Source organism: Ensifer sp. Root31, assembly GCF_001424825.1.
Classification (GTDB): Bacteria; Pseudomonadota; Alphaproteobacteria; order Rhizobiales; family Rhizobiaceae; genus Ensifer; species Ensifer canadensis.
Genome location: NZ_LMCO01000056.1, coordinates 94,523 through 115,033, shown reverse-complemented (window position 1 = coordinate 115,033; position 20,511 = coordinate 94,523). Strand labels below are relative to the sequence as shown.

The 20,511-nt window shown below is 62.2% G+C and carries 17 protein-coding genes; 7 read left to right on the top strand and 10 right to left on the bottom strand.

Annotation, left to right across the window (positions count from 1 at the left end; genetic code table 11):
• Window positions 1-275: 275 nt before the first annotated feature.
• From ASD00_RS32065 to ASD00_RS32055, 3 genes are all read right to left on the bottom strand, one after another.
• Entirely contained in the window at window positions 276-626 is a 351-nt protein-coding gene (locus ASD00_RS32065; RefSeq protein ID WP_025427757.1) for a cupin domain-containing protein, read from the bottom strand.
• Between the two features lie 157 nt (window positions 627-783).
• Window positions 784-1,122, bottom strand: coding sequence for a TIGR01244 family sulfur transferase (locus ASD00_RS32060; RefSeq protein WP_057211110.1), 339 nt, complete (start codon window positions 1,120-1,122; stop codon window positions 784-786).
• A gap of 77 nt (window positions 1,123-1,199) precedes the next feature.
• Window positions 1,200-2,045 (bottom strand): DUF4432 family protein, encoded by an 846-nt coding sequence (locus tag ASD00_RS32055; protein WP_025427759.1) that lies wholly within the window; start codon window positions 2,043-2,045, stop codon window positions 1,200-1,202.
• A gap of 166 nt (window positions 2,046-2,211) precedes the next feature.
• On the opposite strand from ASD00_RS32055, the gene ASD00_RS32050 reads away from it, so the two are divergent.
• Both ASD00_RS32050 and ASD00_RS32045 read left to right on the top strand, forming a co-directional pair.
• Window positions 2,212-3,639 (top strand): L,D-transpeptidase, encoded by a 1,428-nt coding sequence (locus ASD00_RS32050; protein WP_025427760.1) that lies wholly within the window; start codon window positions 2,212-2,214, stop codon window positions 3,637-3,639.
• Window positions 3,640-4,129: 490 nt separating this feature from the next.
• Window positions 4,130-5,419, top strand: a complete 1,290-nt coding sequence (locus tag ASD00_RS32045) for an FAD-binding oxidoreductase (protein WP_025427761.1) — start codon at window positions 4,130-4,132, stop codon at window positions 5,417-5,419.
• A 430-nt stretch (window positions 5,420-5,849) separates the two neighbouring features.
• Here ASD00_RS32045 and ASD00_RS32040 read toward each other — a convergent pair whose 3' ends face one another.
• From ASD00_RS32040 to ASD00_RS32010, 7 genes are all read right to left on the bottom strand, one after another.
• Window positions 5,850-7,370 (bottom strand): globin-coupled sensor protein, encoded by a 1,521-nt coding sequence (locus ASD00_RS32040; protein WP_025427762.1) that lies wholly within the window; start codon window positions 7,368-7,370, stop codon window positions 5,850-5,852.
• 289 nt (window positions 7,371-7,659) lie between these two features.
• Window positions 7,660-8,379: a ParA family protein gene (locus ASD00_RS32035; RefSeq protein WP_025427763.1), complete on the bottom strand. Its 720-nt coding sequence runs from the start codon at window positions 8,377-8,379 to the stop codon at window positions 7,660-7,662.
• 234 nt (window positions 8,380-8,613) lie between these two features.
• Complete coding sequence (locus ASD00_RS32030) at window positions 8,614-9,762, bottom strand: iron-containing alcohol dehydrogenase (protein ID WP_025427764.1); 1,149 nt, start codon at window positions 9,760-9,762, stop codon at window positions 8,614-8,616.
• A complete protein-coding gene (locus ASD00_RS32025) occupies window positions 9,759-11,144 on the bottom strand; it encodes an aldehyde dehydrogenase family protein (protein WP_025427765.1) in 1,386 nt (461 codons plus the stop codon). The genes ASD00_RS32030 and ASD00_RS32025 overlap by 4 nt, the downstream gene beginning before the upstream one ends.
• Window positions 11,145-11,230: 86 nt before the next feature.
• Window positions 11,231-12,595, bottom strand: a complete 1,365-nt coding sequence (locus ASD00_RS32020; protein ID WP_025427766.1) for a glutamine synthetase family protein — start codon at window positions 12,593-12,595, stop codon at window positions 11,231-11,233.
• Between the two features lie 95 nt (window positions 12,596-12,690).
• On the bottom strand, window positions 12,691-14,238 hold the full coding sequence (locus tag ASD00_RS32015) for an amino acid permease (protein WP_025427767.1): 1,548 nt from the start codon (window positions 14,236-14,238) through the stop codon (window positions 12,691-12,693).
• A gap of 111 nt (window positions 14,239-14,349) precedes the next feature.
• Entirely contained in the window at window positions 14,350-15,123 is a 774-nt protein-coding gene (locus ASD00_RS32010) for an N-formylglutamate amidohydrolase (RefSeq protein WP_025427768.1), read from the bottom strand.
• Window positions 15,124-15,296: 173 nt separating this feature from the next.
• Here ASD00_RS32010 and ASD00_RS32005 point away from each other — a divergent pair, with 173 nt between their 5' ends.
• The 5 genes from ASD00_RS32005 to ASD00_RS31985 all read left to right on the top strand — a co-directional run bounded on the left by ASD00_RS32005 (window position 15,297) and on the right by ASD00_RS31985 (window position 20,475).
• Window positions 15,297-16,175: a MurR/RpiR family transcriptional regulator gene (locus ASD00_RS32005; protein ID WP_025427769.1), complete on the top strand. Its 879-nt coding sequence runs from the start codon at window positions 15,297-15,299 to the stop codon at window positions 16,173-16,175.
• 187 nt (window positions 16,176-16,362) lie between these two features.
• Window positions 16,363-17,466: an ABC transporter substrate-binding protein gene (locus ASD00_RS32000; protein ID WP_025427770.1), complete on the top strand. Its 1,104-nt coding sequence runs from the start codon at window positions 16,363-16,365 to the stop codon at window positions 17,464-17,466.
• A 282-nt stretch (window positions 17,467-17,748) separates the two neighbouring features.
• A complete protein-coding gene (locus ASD00_RS31995) occupies window positions 17,749-18,624 on the top strand; it encodes an ABC transporter permease subunit (RefSeq protein ID WP_025427771.1) in 876 nt (291 codons plus the stop codon).
• Window positions 18,621-19,409 carry an ABC transporter permease gene (locus ASD00_RS31990; RefSeq protein ID WP_025427772.1) on the top strand — a complete coding sequence of 263 codons (789 nt, stop codon included), beginning with the start codon at window positions 18,621-18,623 and terminating at the stop codon, window positions 19,407-19,409. The genes ASD00_RS31995 and ASD00_RS31990 overlap by 4 nt, the downstream gene beginning before the upstream one ends.
• Before the next feature lie 4 nt (window positions 19,410-19,413).
• Window positions 19,414-20,475 carry an ABC transporter ATP-binding protein gene (locus ASD00_RS31985; protein WP_025427773.1) on the top strand — a complete coding sequence of 354 codons (1,062 nt, stop codon included), beginning with the start codon at window positions 19,414-19,416 and terminating at the stop codon, window positions 20,473-20,475.
• Window positions 20,476-20,511: the final 36 nt, after the last annotated feature.

The window sequence follows — 20,511 nt, the reverse complement described above, 5'->3', positions numbered from 1 at the left end:
CGGAACGGGCAGGTTTTCCTTCGAGCACGCTTCAATCACGGCGCCGACGCGCCGTGGCTGGATTCCTGTGACAAGCACAGGAATGAGGGCATGGAACTGTTGCGGCCAACCGAGCCCGTTTCCGACGTGATCGCACATCTCCGCAAACGCGGCATGCGCGCTGCGACACCTCCTAGCGCTCCCTCATTCCTGTGCTTGTCACAGGAATCCAGCTGCGTCGTGTCGACGACGCAGGGAGGTGGTGTCCTCCTCTATACTGAGTTGCCGCTTCTTGCTTATTCCAGCCACTCCGTCGCAAACGCACCGGTCACATGCAGGTCGGTGGTTTCCAGGCGCCCAGGTCCGAGGTTTTCGAACTTGTGCGGCACGTTGGCCGGCGCCACGACGATCTGCCCGGCTTCTGCCTCGATCTTGCGATCGCCGACGGTAAACAGCGCGCGGCCGGTGCGGATGATGAAGGTCTCGGGATAGGGATGACGGTGCAGCTTCGGCCCGCCGCCAACCTTGTCGGTGGTATAAAACATCACCGAAACGTCGGCGCCATAGGAGCCGCCCTGGAACTCGCCCTGCCAGACATCGGGCTTTTCAGCCCACTGCTCGCGTTCGATCAAATGTATTCCCGTCATGCCATATCCTCCGCCGTTCGTGTATCCGAACCGCGGTCGAGCCGGCGCGTCAGGTGCGCATTCCCTGGGGCATGCATCCCTTGGGGGCTATGTGGACCCGAGGACACATCGTCGCAAAGGGCGCACGAAGTGCGCCCTTATGCTGCGGTAGGCCGGCTCAGCCGCGAATATGCTGTGTCTGCTGGAAGACCGCCGTCGAGCGAGCGCCGGAGCGGCAATAGCCGAGCATCGGGCGCTGGAATTCGTCAAGCGCGTCGACCATCTTTTGGACCGCATCCGCCGTCACGCCCATCGGGCCGACCGGGATGTGCATGGTCTCGATGCCCAGCTCCTGCGCGCGCGCTGCGATGGAATCGAAGGTCGGCTGGTCCGGCGCCTCGAAATCGGGGCGGTGGCAGACGATGGACTTGAAGCCAAGCGCCTTGATCTGGTCGAGGTCTTCGACCGTGATCTGGCTGGAAACCGAGTATTCATCGTTGATCGGGCGGATGTCCATGGTCGCTTAATCCCTGCAAAAAACCTTGGCCACTGATGTAGGCGCGGTGCCCGCCGGCGTCAATTCCAATCGCTCAGTCAGGAGACACCGAAGGCAAGCGCATAGGTCTGTGTCTGCCCGGGCTCGAGCAGTTGCAGCTCACCGGCAGCAGCAAGCTCCGGCCGCTTGGCGAGGCGATGCGACGCAGGCTCGATGCTGATGACATCGGCCGCACCACGCTGACAGCGCCACATCTGCAAGTAAGGCAGCGTGTCGGCGCGAAAGCGCACCGCCAAGCACTTCCCGCCCGCACCGACCAGCGGCGAAAGCGCCACTTCGGACCAGCCGTCGGCCCCGACGCTGGCCGGGATGCAGAAATGCGCGCTCTCGCCCTCGCCGAAGCGCCAGGCCCGTTCACCCTCGGCAAAAGAGGGACTGGTTATGCGGGTCGCGTCGCCGACCAGTCGGCCGGCAATATTGAGGTGGTACATCATCATCGGCGGAAAGGCGCCGGCGCCGGTGTTGGTGAGCCGGTCTTCCAGCATCACCTCATGTCGGTCCGCATCCACATGCCAGCGCCGTTCCAGGAGCGCGTGGCCGCCATCGGCAAGATTGACCTCGACGGTGGCGATGCAAAGCGTGGTGTCGGCGGACATGTGCGTGTGCTTGACCGGCGTGCCGGCAAGCGAACCGTGCAAGGGATAGCGCGTGCCTTCCCCGCGGCCGGCAATCGGTTCGGGATGGCGGATGTGGTCTGGTCCGCAGGTAAAGAGAAAACCGGCGAGTGCCCGGTCGATGCGCGGGTCGCCATCGGAGGGGATCGCGGTACCCGGCGAAAGATCGACGCCATCAACGACGAAGGCGGCGATATCGAGTGCCGACAGACGGTCGAACAGCAGATGATTCTCCTGTTCGTTATCGGGTGCATCAAATCTCGTTCGCATGCACCAGCCTCCAGTCCAACTCACGGGAATCACAGCGATCACAAAGACATGATAGCCGACAGGGGCTGTTTTTCATCGGTTGAAAGCTGCTAAGGGTGCGCCTAGATAGAATTTAACCGCTTATTCATGATGAATTCACTTTTTTCACATTAACGTCGAAATCCAAATGTACCGCGCCACATCAACCACCATGAGAACAGGTTTTATCGTGACGTCAGCGACCCGCACCGGCCTCTCGCTCCTCGCCGCAGCCGGCTTCCTCGCCGTGGATCTTGCATCCGCCTTTGCTCAGGAAGGTTACGGCCGCAATCGCCGCGGCAATGGCGACGTGATGCTGGTGACGCCGGAAGGCGAAATTCTCGACTATATGCCGGGCCCCGATGAAGTGCGCACCATGCGTGACCGTCGCGGCCGCACCGTGCTGGTCGACAACTGGGGCAACGTGGTCGCAACCGTAGTACCGTCCGACGGCTATCGCGCCTATCGCCGCCAGGGCGACGTCGATGTCTATTCCAACCGCCGCAACGGCGACCGCGGCTACGGCTATTCCGAGCCGGGCGATGTCACCGGATCCATTCAAGACTATCGCGATCCGGCCTATCGCGACGTGGTGCCGCCCTCGGTCGAGCGCAACGACCTGCCCAACAGCCTGCCCGGCCTGATCGACGGCAGCGAAGAGGCGGCGATCGATCCGCAATATGAGCAGCCATTGCGGCAGTCCATGCCGCCGGCCATATCGGTCAAGTCCAAGTCGCGCGCCGAAATCACCGCGCTGCAGGTCTTCCTCGACCGCGAAGGTTTCTCGCCCGGCGTCATCGACGGCAAGATGGGCTCGAACGTCACCAAGGCGATCGAGGCCTGGCAGCAGTCAACCGGCGAAACGCTCGATCCGAACAACACCGAAGATATCCTCGAGCGCCTGCGCATGAACGGCGGCCTGCCGATCACCAGCTATACGATCACGGCCGCCGATGCCGCAGGCCCCTATGTCGCCTCGATCCCCGACGACTACGCCCACAAGGCGATGCTGCCGCACATGTCCTTCACCGCGACGACCGAAATGCTCGGCGAGAAGTTCCACATGGACGAGACCTATCTGCGCGAGCTCAACCCAGGCGTGGACTTCACCATTCCGGGCACGATCATCAAGGTCATCAATCCCGGAGAAAACCGCAAGGAAAAGGTCGCGCGCATCGTTGCCGACAAGGCCCGCAAGCAGGTTCTGGCCTATGATGCCGCCGACAAGCTCGTCGCCGCCTACCCGGCAACGATCGGCTCGTCCGACACGCCCTCGCCGTCAGGCATCGTCAATGTCGAGCGCATCGCGCTCAATCCCGGCTACACCTACAACCCGAAGATCAACTTCAAGCAGGGCAACAACGACAAGATCCTGACGCTGCAGCCGGGGCCGAACGGCCCGGTCGGCACGGTCTGGATCGCGCTCTCGAAGCCGACCTACGGCATTCATGGCACGCCGGAGCCCTCCAAGATCGGCAAGACCCAGAGCCACGGCTGCGTTCGCCTGACCAACTGGGACGCAACGGAACTTGCCAAGATGGTGAGTGTCGGCGTCACGGTCGAATTCGCAGACTGAGGCATCAGCCGCTCGATACATCCCGCAGAAAACGATCAAAGCCCGGGTACCACCCGGGCTTTCTTCTTTGCCGACCGTGGCAAGCGTTGCCGCGTAGGAACCCCGGTGGAATTGACTGAAATCGCAGCTTTTTTCGCATCCCGTCCCCCAATTGGGGGAGTGACAGCGACATGTCTCCGTTGAAAATGAGCTTGCCTGATCGATGACGTCATCGGTCAGGTTATTTTCATCGGAACCCATAGGGCCGGTGCGGCGGACCGCCGACCCGGCAAAGACATTTACACCCGACTACTCCACCGACACGACCCAGACCGCGGCCGCCCACGAACCGGCTGCGGTCATTTTTTTGCGGACGCCCCACAGTCAACCTTCATGACCTCATGAAACCCCTCATGACCTCATGAAACATTGTCATGAGAATTTTCGAGGCGATGGCCCTATCACTTAGCCACCTCTAAATTTCAGGCCCTTGACCGAAGGAATGTCCGCGATGGCGACCGAGCGCACCTTGCCCAACCTCTGGCATGCGACGGCACCGGCAGCGCCGGACACGCGCCCGCTTGCCCGCGACCTGACGACAGATGTCGCCATCATCGGCGGCGGCTTCACCGGTCTTTCGGCTGCACTTCATCTCGCGGAAAAAGGCGTCAAGGCCACGGCGATCGAGGCGAAGATGATCGGCTTCGGCGGCTCCGGCCGCAATGTCGGCCTCGTCAATGCCGGCATGTGGGTCAAGCCCGACGATCTGATCGCGACGCTGGGGCTCGAGGCCGGCAACCGCCTGCTCGGCGAACTCGGCGACGGCCCGGCAATGGTCTATGCCCTGGTCGAGAAGCACGGCATCTCCTGCGAAGCCGTCCGCAACGGCACCCTGCACATGGCCGTCGGCGCCGAAGGCTTGAAGGATATCAGCGACCGCGAGACCCAATGGAAGAAGCGCGGAGCGCCGGTCGAGGTTCTCTCGGCCGAGCGATCGAGCGCGCTCTCGGGCGCTGAAGGTTTCTCCGGTGCGCTTCTCGATCGTCGCGCCGGCACGATCCAGCCGCTTGCCTATGCCCGCGGCCTTGCCCGTGCGGCCCTTGCCGCCGGTGCCGAGATCTATACCGACACTGCGCTCGTCGGCGCCGAACGCAAGGGCGAAACCTGGGTGCTGAGAGCCGGCCAGAACATCGTCAGGGCCAAGCAGGTGATCCTCGCCACCAATGCCTATGGCGGCATGTTTGCCGAGACCCCGTGGCAGGAACACACGCAGGAACTGACGATCCTGCCCTACTTCCAATTCGCCACCAATCCGCTGCCGGAAAAGGTCGCAAGCCGCATCCTGCCGGAGCGCCAGGGCACATGGGATACGGGCCTTGTCATGACCTCGTTCCGCATGGACCAGCAGAACCGCCTGATCTTCGGTTCGATCGGCCGGCTCGATGCGATGGCCGAGGGCACGCACCGCGCCTTCGCCGCCCGCTCCGTGCGCAAGCTCTTCCCCTATATCGGCGATTTCCGCTTCGAATACTGGTGGGACGGCCGCATCGGCATGACGACCAACAACCTGCCGGCCATGCATACGCTGGCGCCGAACGTCGTCTCCGTCAGCGGCTACAACGGCCGCGGCATCGCACCCGGCACCGTCTTCGGCAAGGCGCTCGCCGACCACGTCACCGGCCAGACCTCCGCGATCCCGCTTGCCGAAACGCCTGTGACGCCCGACACCTGGCGCAGCGTCAAGTCCGCCTTCTACCATGCGGGCGCACAGGCCAAGCATCTGGTCGACCGCCGGTTCTGAGCGGTTTCGTCAACGCGCGACGAGACATCCCTTGCAGACATCGAAGATGGTGAACTCCGTCTGAGACGGGCGCCATGTCGACGCACGTTCATGCGCAGGTGGCACCCCATCCTCCGTCTTCCTCGGGCTTGACCCGAGGATCCAGGGCCTGCCACGCGAAATTGGCATGTGCTTTCGTGGAACTGCAGAACGGGATCCTCGGGTCAAGCCCGAGGATGACGACCGGAGAAGTGAAGCCCGGGGACGGAACGTCACGAAGACAAGCTCGGGGCTGACTGAGTGGTCAAAACTTACCATGATCACAGCGGACGCCGAAATTCCTACGAACTTCGCGGCGATCCAAGTGCGCTCATAAAACTCTGGCTATAATAGACAGCGCCCCGGACCGGGATGATCCGAGGCGCTATTGCCCATACTGCGATACGTGGGCTCAGGCCGCGCGGCGATAACCGGACGCGGTGCCGACGTGAACCTGGGTAGACGTCTGGAACGCCTTCAGCTTCAGCGCGATCTGTTCTGATTCCACCGTCAGCGCCTGGCTCGCGGCATTGGCTTCTTCAACCATGGCAGCATTCTGCTGGGTGATCTGATCCATCTGGCCGATCGCCGTATTGACCGCCTGCAGGCCGGTGGCCTGTTCCGCCGTGCTGGCGCGGATGTTGCCGAAGACCGAGCTGACTTCGACCACCTGCGAGACGATCTGCTGCAGCGACTGGGCGACCTGGTTGACCGAGCTGACGCCATCATCCACCTGGCCGCGCGACTTGGCGATCAGGCCCTGGATGTCCTTGGCCGCATCGGCGCAGCGCTGGGCGAGCGCCCGCACTTCCGAAGCGACAACCGCAAAGCCCCTGCCCGCCTCGCCGGCACGCGCCGCCTCGATGCCGGCGTTGAGCGCAAGCAGGTTGGTCTGGAAGGCAATCTCGTCAATGACGTCGACGATGCGGGCGATGCTCGCAGACGAGGTCTGGATTTCCTGCATCACCTCAATCGCGTGGCTGACCACCTCGCCGCTCCGCTCGGCATTGGCGCGGGCGGCAATCACCGTCGAGTTCGCCTGATCGGCGCCTTCGGCCGTCTGCTTGACGGTGCGCGTCACCTGTTCGACGGCAGCGGCCGTCTCCTCGAGGTTTGCCGCCTGGCGTTCGGTGCGCTTGGCGAGATCGTTGGCTGCTGCCGCAATTTCCTTGGCGCTCAGATGGATCTGGCTGGCGCCGGCCTCGATGCCGCCGATCGCGCGGGCAAGCTCGCTGATCGCATGGTTGAAGTTCTCGCCGAGTTCCTCGTAGGCAACCGGCAAATCGGCGGCGATGCGCGCCGTCAGGTCACCGTCGGAGATCTTCTTCAGGGCAACGCCGAAGGTCTGGCTGACGAGCTTGCGTTCGGTCGCCAGTACCTCTTCCTGCACCGCGCGCTGCTTCGTGACGTCGGAGGCGTCCATATAGACCGAGATCGACAGGTCCATGTCGAGGAACATGCCCTTGACGAGGCTCGAAAGCATCGCGCTCATCTCTTCCGCCGAGGTCGTCTGGCGCGAAAACAGACCGCCCTTTGGCCAATTCGCTTTGACGATCTCCGTGATCAGATGTTCGGCGATCAGCGCGTAGCCGCCGATATACCAGCGCGGCTCCAGCCCGATACGGGCGTGCACCTGGCCGATGGTGCGGACCTTCGCGCCATATTCGTCGTTGAAATTGGCGTCGGCGATGTTGGCCCAGTGGCCGACCTGCGCGCCCTTGGCGCGGTTGATGTGCGCATCCGACGAGAAGAAGCGGTTCGTCTCCGGCGTCTTTTTGACCCGGGCGTAAAACTTGTCGAGCGCCGGCGCCAGCTCCTTTTCGAGGATCGGCTTCAGGGCCTTCAGGCTCGCCTTGGCGGCATCGTCAAGCGCCATGAAATTGAGACGACCGGCAATGTCTTCCTTGCCGGCAGCGACGTGTTCCGTTTTCATGCGCGATTTCCCTGCATGCTCTTGCTGGATCATGGAAGCTGGACGGGAGACCAAGCGAGAAAGGTCGAATCCACAATCCTTGCCGCAATCATGGCGGCTACCTGCACCCTCGCAAACCGCCATAAGGTGCAATCGCTTTCCACCAGCACTGGTATAAGCCCATGGTAAAGGAAGCCTTACGGGCAACAGCCTTTTCGGGTGGTCGCAACGCGATTCAACCGGAATTGACGAACATCAATTCCGGTTATGGCAGTCTTCAAAGCGGCTAACTTCGTATGCCGATCCCTGATCAGGCCGCGCGCCGCGTCGCCCAGGATGGTGCACGCGAAGCCCAGGAGCGGCGCGCCCTCACCGGCGTCAGAGCCTGCACTTCCTTGGCAAGCGCAGCTGCATTTTCGCGGGCCTTGTCGAGGTTGCTGACGCGGGTATCATCCATCGACTGAAGCGTGCCGCCGCAGTCGAAAATCTCGCGATAGGCAACGCGCTCGACGATCGGCGTGTCGAGCACGGAGACGCCGCGCGAAGCAAGCAAAGTCTTGATGGTCTGCAGCGCCCGCGTCGTCACCAGAGAATTGACCCGGGTGAGAACGACGGAATGGTTGATGCGCACACGCGACCTGTCCTCGATCTGGCGGATGAGCTCGAGGATCTGCACGGCACCGCGCGCATCCATCGCGCAGCCCTGCACCGGGATCAGCACCTGGTCGGAAAGAGCGAGAGCCAAAGCGACGATCTGATCCTTGGCGCCGGCGAGGTCGATGATGATGTAGTCGGCTTCGTCCTTCATTTCCCGGATATGACATTCCAGCGATGCCGGCGTGATATGCGAGATGACGGAGAGATTGGCGATCTGGCCGGAGTTTTCCGCCCAGCTGGTGATCCAACGCTGCGGATCGGCATCGAGGACCACAACACGGTGTCCCTGTCTCGCCAGTTCCGTCGACAGGATCAGCGCCGCCGTCGTCTTGCCCGCGCCGCCCTTTGCATTGGCGAATGTGATGACCGCCATCTTCTTCCTCATTCTGTCCTGTGTTCCGTGGCCTGCCCAACCGATGCTTCGCCGGGCAATGCCGCTTAATAGAACCTTTCAGAACATGGTTAACGAATTGGAAATTTTCGTTGGCGAAGATTAACCCCCGCCCTGCCCAATCCGCAGGCAGGGCGCGAAAAAGCCCGGAAAACCAATGGTTTCCCGGGCCGAAGAAAATTAACGGTCAGTTACTTTAGAGCGACTTGCCGGCGGTCAAATGCACTCCCTGAACAGCTTCTTGGCCGCATCGAGCGTCAGTTCAACCGGGTTGCCGCCGGCGGTCGGATCGACGATCGCCATTTCCGACATCTCGTCGATACGGTCGGTGCCGACGCCGAGTGCGGAAAGCTTGTCGGGAACGCCGAGTTCCTCGCGCAGCTTCAGCACGTAGTCGTAGAAACCGTCGAAGCCACCGGAAATGCCGAGATAGGCGGCCGCCCTGACGATCCTGTCCTCGATCGCGCTGCGGTTGAAGCGCAGCACCGGCGGCATCACCACGGCATTGGTCATGCCGTGATGGGTGTTGTAGATCGCACCGACCGGATGCGACAGCGAATGGATCGCGCCGAGCCCCTTCTGGAAGGCGACGGCACCCATGGCGGCCGCGCTCATCAGGTTGGCGCGTGCTTCGATATCGGTGCCGTCCTTGTACGCGCGCGGCAGGTATTCCTTGACCAGGCGCATGCCTTCAAGCGCGATACCGGCCGACATCGGATGGTAGAACGGCGAAGAATAGGCTTCCAGGCAATGGGCAAAGGCGTCCATGCCGGTGCCGGCGGTAATCACTTTCGGCATGCCGACCGTCAGTTCCGGGTCGCAGATGGTGACGGCTGGCAGGAACTTCGGGTGGAAGATCACCTTCTTCACATGGCTGGCGGAGTTGGTGATGACGCTGGCGCGGCCAACCTCTGAGCCGGTGCCCGCTGTCGTCGGCACCGCGACGATCGGCGCGATGCCTTCGACGCTCGCACGTGTCCACCAGTCGCCGACATCCTCGAAGTCCCAGACCGGGCGGCGGCTCTGGCCGGCCATGAAGGCCACGCACTTGCCGAGATCGAGGCCGGAACCGCCGCCGAAGGCGACGACGCCATCATGGCCGCCGTCCTTGAACGCCTTGACGCCGGCGGCGAGGTTGACGTCATTCGGGTTCGGATCGACGTCGGCGAAGATCGCCCGGCCAAGGCCGTTGGCCTCGAGGATATCGAGCGCATTCTGCGTGATCGGCATCGGCGCCAGGCCACGGTCGGTGATCAACAGCGGCTTCTTCATGCCGACAGCCTTGCAATGTTCGGCAAGCTCCTTGATCCGGCCGGCGCCAAACTTGATGGCGGTCGGGTAGCTCCAGTTCGCGGTGATCGTCATGCTGTGACTTTCTTCAGATGGTAGGATTTCGGACGGGTAAGGTTCTGGAAGCCGATGACCGAAAGCGAGCCGCCGCGGCCGGTTTCCTTGACGCCGGTCCAGCACAAGGCCGGATCGAGATAGTCGGCGCGGTTCATGAAAACGGTGCCGGTTTCAAGGTCGCGGCCGATGCGCGAGGCGCGGTCCGCATCCTGGGTCCACAGCGACACGGTCAGACCGTACTGGCAATCGTTCATCAGCTCGATCGCCTGGCTGTCGCTCTTCACCTTCATGATGCCGACCGCCGGACCGAAGGTTTCTTCGCGCATGAAGGCCATCGAGTGATCGACATCAACAAGCACCTGCGGCGCGAGATAGGCGCCGCCATCATCCTGCGGGAATAGTTTCGGATCGACCAGCGCCTTGGCGCCCTTGGCGATCGCATCGGCGATCTGCTCGCGCACAGTTGCGGCGAAGCGCTTGTGCGCCATCGGGCCAAGCGTCGTTTCCGGATCGAGCGGGTTGCCGAGCTTGTAGTTCGACACCCAGGCAACCGACTTCTCGACGAAGGCGTCATAGAGCGATTCATGCACATAGATGCGCTCGATGCCGCAGCAGCACTGGCCGGAATTGAAGGTAGCGCCATCCATCAGCGTGTCGACGGCCGCATCGAGATCGGCGTCTTCCATGACATAGCCCGGATCCTTGCCGCCGAGTTCGAGGCCGAGACCGGTGAACGTTCCGGCGGCCGCGCGCTCGATCGACCGGCCGCCTTCGACCGAGCCGGTGAAGTTGATGAAGTCGAAGCTTTTCGCCGCGATCAGCGCCGCCGTCGTCTCATGGTCGAGGAAAACGTTCTGGAACACGTCGGCCGGAACGCCGGCCTCGACGAAGGCGCGCACCATGCGTTCGCCGACGAGGATCGTCTGGCTGGCATGCTTGATGACCACCGTGTTGCCGGCCATCAGCGCCGGCGCGACCGTGTTGATCGCGGTCATGTAGGGGTAGTTCCACGGCGCGATGACGAAGACCACGCCATGCGGCTCGCGCTCGATACGACGGCCAAAGCGGTCGCTCTCTTCGACGAGGATCGGCTTCAGCGCGTCGGCAGCAATCGAAGCGACATAGTTCGAGCGCTCGTTGAAACCCTTGAACTCGCCGCCGTGGCGCACCGGCCGGCCCATCTGCCAGGCCAGTTCCGGCACGACCTCGTCGACCATCTCGTTGAGACGGGCAACGCCTGATAGTACCAGGTTGACGCGCTCGTCCAGCGGACGGCGGGCCCAGCTCTTCTGCGCCTGGCGCGCGTGGGCGACGGCCTGCTTGGCCATTTCCAGCGGCAGCGCCGGGCGCTCGGCATAAACCTCTCCGTTCACCGGAGAAATACACTTGATCATGCTCATGATCGTCTTCCTGCTTCCATTTCGAATGACGGCGTAGCCGGCCCTTGGTACCGGACCGGCCACTGAGATCTAAGTTTCCGGCCTTGTCAGGCCCGCTCGAAGCCGCGCGCCACTTCCCAGTCGGTGACGCGACGGTCGTATTCTTCCTGCTCCCACTCGGCCGCGCGGACATAGTGGTCGATGACGTCGTCGCCGAAGGCGGCACGCAGCATCTTGGACCCCGTCAGCGCCTCGGTGGCGGCGCGCAGGGTGCGCGGGATCTCGCGCACGTTCTTGCCGCCGTAGGCATCGCCGACGAAGGGCGCTTCCAGTTCCATCTTGCCTTCGATACCGGAAATGCCGGCCGCGAGCAAAGCCGCGAAGGCGAGATAAGGGTTGAGATCGGAGCCGCCGACGCGGCACTCGATGCGGATCGCCTTGGTGTCTTCACCGCAGAGGCGGTAGCCGGCCGTGCGGTTGTCCTTGCTCCACACCGCCTTGGTCGGCGCGAAGGTGCCGGCCATGAAGCGCTTGTAGGAGTTGATGTAGGGCGCGAGGAAATAGGTGATCTCGCTGGCGTGGCTGAGCAGGCCGGCCACATATTGGCGCATCTGCTCCGACATGCCGTATTTGCCGTCCTTGTCGAAGAATTTCGGCGTCTTGCCGTCAGGGCTCCACAGCGACTGGTGGATATGCGAGGAGGAGCCCGCGGCCGAATAGTTCCACTTGGCGAGGAAGGTGATCGCCTTGCCGCGCGACCAGGCAATCTCCTTGCAGCCGTTCTTGATGATCGCATGCCGGTCGGCCATCGTCAGCGCGTCGGCATAGCGCACGTTGATCTCTTCCTGGCCGGCGGACGCCTCGCCCTTGGAATTCTCGACCGGGATATCCGCGCCCTGCAGGCCGTTGCGGATCGCCCGCATTACATCCTCTTCCTTGGTGGTCTGGAAGATGTGGTAGTCCTCGTTGTAGCCGCTGACCAGCTGCAGGTCGCGATAGCCGGACTGGCGCGCGTCGTCATAGGTCTGATCGAACAGGAAGAATTCGAGCTCGCTCGCCATGAACGCCTTGAGGCCCATCGCCTCCAGCCGCGCGATCTGCTTCTTCAGGATGGCGCGCGGTGAATGCGGCACTTCGGCATGGGTGTGATGATCGAGCATGTCGCACAGCACGAGTGCGGTGCCTTCGAGCCACGGAATGCGCCGCAGCGTCGAAAGGTCCGGCTTCATCGTGTAGTCGCCATAGCCCTTCTCCCAGCTCGTCGCCTTGTAGCCGGAGACGGTCTCCATCTCCATGTCGGTCGCCAGCAGGTAGTTGCAGCTATGCGTTTCCTGCCAGGCGCTGTCGACGAAATACTGCGCGTGGAAGCGCTTGCCCATCAGCCGGCCCTGCATGTCGACTTGGCAGGCGAGAACCGTATCGATGCGGCCGGCGGCGACATCCTCTTTCAATTGCTCGAACGAATAGCTCATCAAATTTCATCCCATGTTTCGGCAAGCGGCCGTTCCCGTGGCCGCAAAAAGAAAGGCGGAAGCTGCAGATGCGCTCCCGCCCATTTTATTATTGGTTAGACTTGGCCGACCGCCTTTTCGGCAGCGGCGATTTCCGCCTGGCGGCGAGCCACTTCATCGCCGATCGGCGGACCGCGGAACCGGCGGTTTTCCAGGCCGAACCAGATGATCGCAGTCAGCGCCAAGAAGCCGACGGTGATGTAGAGCGCCCAGTCGTTTGGCGGCTGGATGCCGAGAACGAAGATCAGCACCATGGCGATGATCGAGAGCACCGCGAAGAGCTTGAACATGCCCTCGCCCAGGTTCCACGGACCCATCTTGTCCCACTTCGACGTACCCCAGGCGAACAGACCGAGCGTGATCGGGATCGCGAAGGAGAAGAACAGGAAGATGACGGTGCACGATACGACGATCGTATAGACCGGCGTTTCGCCGATCGAGACCAGCGACGAGCCCCAGACGAAGAGCACGGAGAGGATCGAACCGGTCCAGATCGCAGCCACCGGCGTGCGGTAGCTCGGGCTGACCTTGGCCAGAGCCTTGGACGCCGGCAGGCCGCCGTCACGCGAGAAGGCGAAGATCATGCGCGAGACCGACGTGACGGTTGCCAGGCCGCACAGCCACTGGCTGACGAGGATGGCGAGGTAGAGCACGTCCTTGATCACAGGGTGAACCTGCGCGTCCATTGCCCAGAAGAACACGTTCCAGCCCTGCTTGGCGGCTTCGTCCATGTTCGGCAGCATCAGCACGAAGGAGCAAAGCATGATGTAGCCGAACAGCGCCGACCACAGCACCGACGAGACCATGCCGCGCGGCACGGATTCTGCCGCCTTTACGGTTTCTTCCGAGGTGTGCGCGGAGGCGTCGTAGCCGGTGATCGTGTAGATCGGCAGCAACAGGCCGAGCAGGAACACCCAGGTGCCCGAGGTCGCCGGCCATACGTTTCCACCCGTCTCGCCGGAATAGTTGGAGAAGGTGAAGAGGCGGGCGATGTCGTAGCTGTCGGCGACGGCAAGGCACACGAGCGCAAGCAGGATCGCCGTTGCGAAGATCAGGTAACCCGAGAAGTCGGTGAGCTTGGCCGTAAGCCCGATGCCCATGTGGTTTACCAGCGCCTGAGCGCCCGTGATGACCGCAAGGAAGATGATGCGGGTGAGCGTCGTATCCGCAAGACCGAAATACGGCGTGCCGAACGAGCCCATGAAGAAGTAATAGGTGCCGACGTTGATGGCGCCGAGAACGGTGACGAGACCGAGCAGGTTGAACCAGGCGGTTACCCAGCCGGTGAAGCGGTTGCCGAGGATCGAGCCCCAGTGATAAAGGCCGCCGGCCGTCGGATAGGCCGAGCTGATCTGCGCCATGGCGACGGCAAAGACGAGCGAAATGAAGCAGCCAAGCGGCCAGCCGATGCCGATTGCGGCCCCACCCGCACCCGACGTCGCCTGCGCCAGCGAGTTGATGCCGCCGGAGAGAATGCAGATGATGGAGAATGAGACCGCGAAGTTCGAGAACTGGCTCATTCGCCGCTCGAGCTCCTGGGCATAGCCCATCGAATGCAGGACCTGCATGTCCTGCTTTTTGTCGAGATCACTGTAGTCTGACATTTTTCTTCCCCTGATTTCTTCAGACCCGACCGCCCCATTGCAGCAGGGTCCCATCACCACCTGCCCCGGCAAGCCGGAACAGGACCGCGGCAAAGCCGCTCCCCAGGGTCTTTATTTTGCTGAAAGCGCTGCCACGCCTTTGCTGAGCAGCCCTTCCAGATAATCGGCCATGACCCTCTGGCCGATCTCGTTTCGAATGAGATCGTTGCGGATCTCGATCATCACATTCGGCAGCCCGTTGTGGACGCCGTATTCGATCAGACTGTGCGTAACGCCGTCGGCCGGCCCGTAAGGCTCGTTGCGGCGGATATCGTAGGCGACCTTGCCCCTGGTTGCGAAGGTCAGCATCTGATCGGCGAGCCGGCTGTCGGCATCATGCAGGATGCCCACTTCGACGGAACGCGGCTTGCCGAAATAGACGGGCGTGAACGAATGCATCGTGACGACCACCGGCGGTCGGCCTTTGGCCTTGCGCTCGGTCACGAACTGGCTGATGGCGTCGTGAAACGGCAGGTAGATCTCGTCGACCCGTGCCCGGCGCTCCTCCTCCGCCATGTCGCGGTTGCCCGGAACCTCATAGACTTCGCTGACGGCAGGCATGGCGCCGTCGGCCTCCGGCGGGCGGTTGCAATCATAGGCAAGGCGCGAAAAGCGCTGGTAGATCAGGACCGCGTCGAGCTTGCGCGACAGAAACTCTGCAACCGCGAGCGCGCCCGGGTCCCAGGCAATGTGGCTTTCGAGCGCCTGCGGCGAAAGGCCGAGCGAACCGAGACGCTCCGGCACCCGGCGCGACGCATGTTCGCAAACGAGAACGATATCGCCTCTCCCGGCCGCGTTCTCGATCGCAACCGGATCGCCATCTGTATCGGTCAAAAGTCGCGTCAACACCGGCATCCCCTCTTGCCCCGTTAGACGTTCGTTAATGAAAAGATTTGTTCAGAGATTAGCGAGTGTCAATCGAAATCTGAAACGATCTCTTCAAAATTGCGATTGACTCCAATTGTGACAGCGATGTTTAATCTGTCACAAACTGGCGTTAGACCAGTTCAGGGGAGACTATGACTAGCAAGGCGACACCCACGACGGTGTCGGATGTGATCAACGCCCACTTCGCCGCGCTGACCCGCGCGGAAAGACAGTTGGCAGAGACACTTCTCGACAACTATCCCGTATCGGGACTCGGTTCGATCACCACGGTCGCCGAGAACGCCGGCGTATCGACTCCGACCGTCGCCCGCATGGTGCAAAAGCTTGGTTTCAAAGGCTTTCCCGATTTCCAGTCGCGGCTGCACCAGGAGCTGGAAGCCACGATTTCCAACCCGATCACCAAGCATGACCGCTGGGCCGCAAGCGCGCCGGGCACCCACACGCTCAATCGCTTTGCCGATGCCGCCATGAACAACATGCGCGAGACGCTGGCGCAGATCGAGCCGCGCGAATTCGACGAGGCGGTCGCCCTTATCGCCGACCGCAAGCGCAACGTCTATCTGCTTGGCGGCCGCATCACCCGCGCCGTTGCCGATTATCTCTTCACCCATCTGCAGGTGATCCGCCCTGGTGTCACCGAAATCGCGTCGAATGCCAGCGCATGGCCACACTACGTGCTCGACATGCGCCACGGCGACGTGCTGATTCTCTTCGACATCCGCCGTTACGAGCAGGAAATGGAGACGCTGGCGAAATCGGCGCGCGAACGCGGCGTCGAGATCGTCCTCTTCACCGATCGCTGGAGCTCGCCGGTGGCAAAATCCGCCTCCAAGGTCTTCCGCTCGCAGATCGAGGTGCCCTCGGCCTGGGACAGTTCAGTGGTGATCCTGTTTCTGGTCGAGGCCCTGATCGAGGCCGTCCAGAGCACCAACTGGGACGCAACCCGCGACCGGATGAAGACGCTAGAGGGATTGTTCGATTCGACCCGCATCTTTCGCAAACCGGTTTAGGAGGAGTGGCCGGCACGTTCACGGAATTTTATGCACGTGTGTTTCAGTGAAGGCGCCGTGTCGAAAAAAGAATTGTTCTTCCAACGACATGCGCGGCGCGAACAGACAGATCGCTGTCACACAAGTTTCATCGCATCTCTTTAACAGCATCGCCGAAATTGACTGAAAACCCATAAGGAGAACGCCAGTGATTTCAACGACTCAACGCCTGCTCTCGCTTTCCACCGCCATGCTTCTGGCAACGACGGCCATCGCCGCTGCCGAGCCGAGCGAAGAGCTCATCGCCGCCGCCAAAAAGGAAGGCTCGCTGACCACCATCGCACTTCCGCACAACTGGTGCGGCTATGGCGACGTCATCGCAGGCTTCAAGGCCAAGTATGGCCTGGAAGTCAACGAGCTGAACCCGGATGCCGGTTCGGGCGACGAAATCGAAGCCATCAAGGCCAACAAGGGCAACACCGGCCCGCAGGCGCCTGACGTCATCGACGTCGGTCTCTCCTTCGGTCCGTCGGCCAAGGCCGAAGGCCTGATCCAGCCCTACAAGGTCTCCACTTGGGATTCGATCCCGGATTCGGCCAAGGACGCCGAAGGTTACTGGTACGGCGACTACTACGGCGTTCTCTCCTTCGTGGTGAACACCGACATCGTCAAGGACGTGCCGAAGGACTGGGCCGACCTGAAGAAGTCGGACTACGCCAACTCGGTCGCCATGGCCGGCGACCCGCGCGCCTCCAACCAGGCGGTTCAGGCCGTCTACGCCGCCGGCCTCGCCGCTGGCGAAACCGATGCCGTCAAGGCTGGTGAAACGGGCCTCGGCTTCTTCGCCGAAGTCAACAAGGCCGGCAACTTCGTTCCGGTTATCGGCAAGTCCGCCTCGCTCGCGCAGGGCTCGACCCCGGTCGTGATCGCCTGGGACTACAACGGCCTTTCCTGGCGCGACAGCCTCAACGGCAACCCGCCGGTTGAAGTCGTCGTTCCGGCTTCGGGCGTCGTCGCCGGCGTCTACGTCCAGGCGATCTCGGCCTACGCGCCGCACCCGAACGCGGCAAAGCTGTGGATGGAGTATCTTTATTCCGACGAAGGTCAGCTCGGCTGGCTGAAGGGCTATTGCCACCCGATCCGCTTCAACGACCTCGCCAAGAACGGCAAGATCCCGCAGGAACTGCTCGACAAGCTGCCGCCGGCAGCAGCCTACGAAAAGGCTGTCTTCCCGACGCTCGAAGAGCAGGCCAAGGGCAAGGAAGCGATTACCACCAAGTGGGATAGCGTCGTCGGCGCAAACGTGCAGTAATATCCATGACTTCCGCCTCTCCGCGCCTCGGCGCGGGGAGGTTTCCCTAAAGCGCGTCACGATCACCAGGATTCGCTTGCTGCGCTTTAAGGTCTTGTTTTTGCGCATGTCGTTGTCGCAAACCGCAACACGCTTTTGCGCGACATGGTTTAATCTCGTGCACAATTCCTTAGCTCGGTATCGATCTAAGGAATTTTGCAGCAAATCAAAGCGCTAAGGCGATCTTTGTGCGTTCATGCGGACGCGCAAAGGTCACTGCAAGCCTCGGGACAGAAAGCCTATATGAGCACCGCTTCACCGACCTTGATCAGCAAGCGAGCCGTCATCGACTGGCTCGGCATTGCCCCCTTCATGCTTTTCGCGCTGCTGTTCCTGATCATCCCGACGCTTTATCTCGTCACCGGCGCGTTCCTGACGCCCGATGGCAGCTTTACCTTCAAGAACATCGGCGATCTGTTCACGCCCTCGATCCTCAGCGCCTACTGGATCTCGATCCGGATCTCGATCGCGTCCTCGATCGGCGGCGCGCTGATCGGCTTCTTCCTCGCCTGGGCAATCGTGCTCGGCGGCGTGCCGACCTGGATCCGCTCGGGCCTCCTGACCTTTTCGGGCGTCGCCTCGAACTTCGCCGGCGTGCCGCTCGCCTTCGCCTTCCTCGCGACCCTCGGGCGCACCGGCCTCGTCACCGTCTTCCTGCGCGAATGGTTCGGCTTCAATCTCTATTCGACCGGCTTCAACCTGCTGTCGTTTTTCGGATTGACCATCACCTACATGTATTTCCAGATCCCGCTGATGGTGCTGATCCTGACGCCGGCGCTCGATGGTCTGAAGAAAGAATGGCGCGAAGCCTCTGAAATCCTTGGCGCCTCGACCTGGCAGTACTGGCGCATGGTGGCGCTGCCGATCCTGTGGCCGAGCCTGCTCGGCACCACGCTCCTGCTGTTTGCCAACGCCTTCGGCGCGATCGCCACGGCCTATGCCTTGACCGGGTCCTCGCTCAACATCGTGCCGATCCTGCTCTATGCGCAGATCCGCGGCGACGTGCTGCACAATCCGAACCTCGGCTATGCGCTGGCGCTCGGCATGATCGTCATCACCGGCATCTCGAACGTTCTCTATATCTGGCTGCGTATGCGCGCCGAACGGTGGCAGAAATGAAAGCACAACGTCTCGGCGCCTGGATCGCCATCGCCATCGGTGCAAGCTACTTCATCATCCCGCTGCTGGGCACGCTGGAATTCTCGCTGCGCATGCGCCGCGGCGAATACTCGTTCGACGCCTATCGCTCGGTCTTCTCCGACCTGCAGTTCCGCGAGACCTTCGGCTATTCGATGATGATGGCCGTGTTGACCATCGTCTTCGGCATGCTGCTGGTGGTGCCGACCGCCTATTGGGTCCGCCTTCGCCTGCCGCAGGTGCGCCCGATCATCGAATTCATCACCCTTCTGCCGCTGGTCATCCCGGCGATCGTCATCGTCTTCGGCTATCTGCGCCTCTACAACTCCTCGTCGTGGATCCCGCTGACCGGCTCGATCTCCGGCACCAATGCGCTGTTGATGTTCTCCTACATGACGCTGTCCCTGCCCTACATGTACCGGGCGGTCGATACCGCGATGCGGGCGATCGACGTCCGCACGCTGACGGAAGCCGCCGAAAGCCTCGGCGCCAAATGGCCGACGATCCTGTTTCGCTGCATCTTCCCCAACGTCATGAGTGGCGTGCTCTCCGGCGCCTTCATCACCTTTGCGATCGTCATGGGCGAATTCACCATGGCCGCGCTGCTCAACCGCCCGGCCTTCGGTCCGTACCTGCAGCTCGTCGGCGCCAACAAGGCCTATGAGCCTTCGGCGCTCGCGGTCATCGCATTCGCCATCACCTGGCTCAGCATGGGTCTGATCCAGCTCGTTTCCCGCATCCAGAAATCCGCTCCGGCCAAGGCTTGATCACATGGCATTCCTGACACTGAACAATATCCAGAAGTCCTTCGGCCCGGTTCAGGTCGTGCACAACTTCAACATGGTCATCGACAAGGGCGAGTTCGTTTCGTTCCTAGGCCCGTCAGGCTGCGGCAAGACGACGATCCTGCGCATGATCGCCGGCTTCGAGACGCCGTCGGGCGGCACGATCACCATCGACAGCAAGGACCAGGGAACGCTGAAGCCCAACCAGCGCAACATCGGCATGGTGTTCCAGGCCTATGCGCTGTTTCCCAACATGAACGTCAACGACAACGTCGCCTTCGGCCTGAAAGTCGCCGGGGCGCAGAAGTCGGAGATCGATACACGCGTCAAGCAGATGCTGAGCCTGATCAAGCTCGAGCACCTGGCCGACCGCTTCCCCTACCAGCTTTCCGGCGGCCAGCAGCAGCGCGTGGCGCTCGCGCGCGCCCTCGCCGTCAAGCCGCAGGTGCTGCTGCTCGACGAGCCGCTGTCGGCGCTCGACGCCAAGATCCGCGTGTCGCTGCGCGAGGAAATCCGCCAGATCCAGCAGCAGCTCGGCATCACCACTGTCTTCGTCACCCATGACCAGGAAGAAGCCCTGTCGATCTCCGACCGCATCGTCGTCATGAATTCCGGGCGAGCCGACCAGATCGGCACGCCGTTCGAGATCTACAACACCCCTGCGACCCGATTCGTCGCCTCCTTCGTCGGCACGCTCAACATCATCGAAGCCAAGGTCGCCGACCCGGCCGCCGGTGCTGTCACCATCGGCAACCAGCAGGTGTCGCTGAAGGAGCCGATCGCCGGCATGAAGGGTGGCGACAACATTTCGCTGGCGCTGCGCCCGGAGGCAGGCTCGATCGCCGACAGCGCCAGGGGCGACACCGCGCTGACCGGCGAGGTGGTTTCGACCAGCTTCCTCGGCTCGGTCATCCGCACCAAGCTGCGCATCGGCGGCGACGTCATCTCCTTCGACATGTTCAACGACCCCGGCCTGACGCCGCCGGCCTTCGGCTCGAACGTCACGCTCCGCTTTGCCGCCAAGGACCTGCTCGTCATCCGCGAGTAGATCTCCAGCGTCCCCCTACAGCGCGTGCGTCTTGTT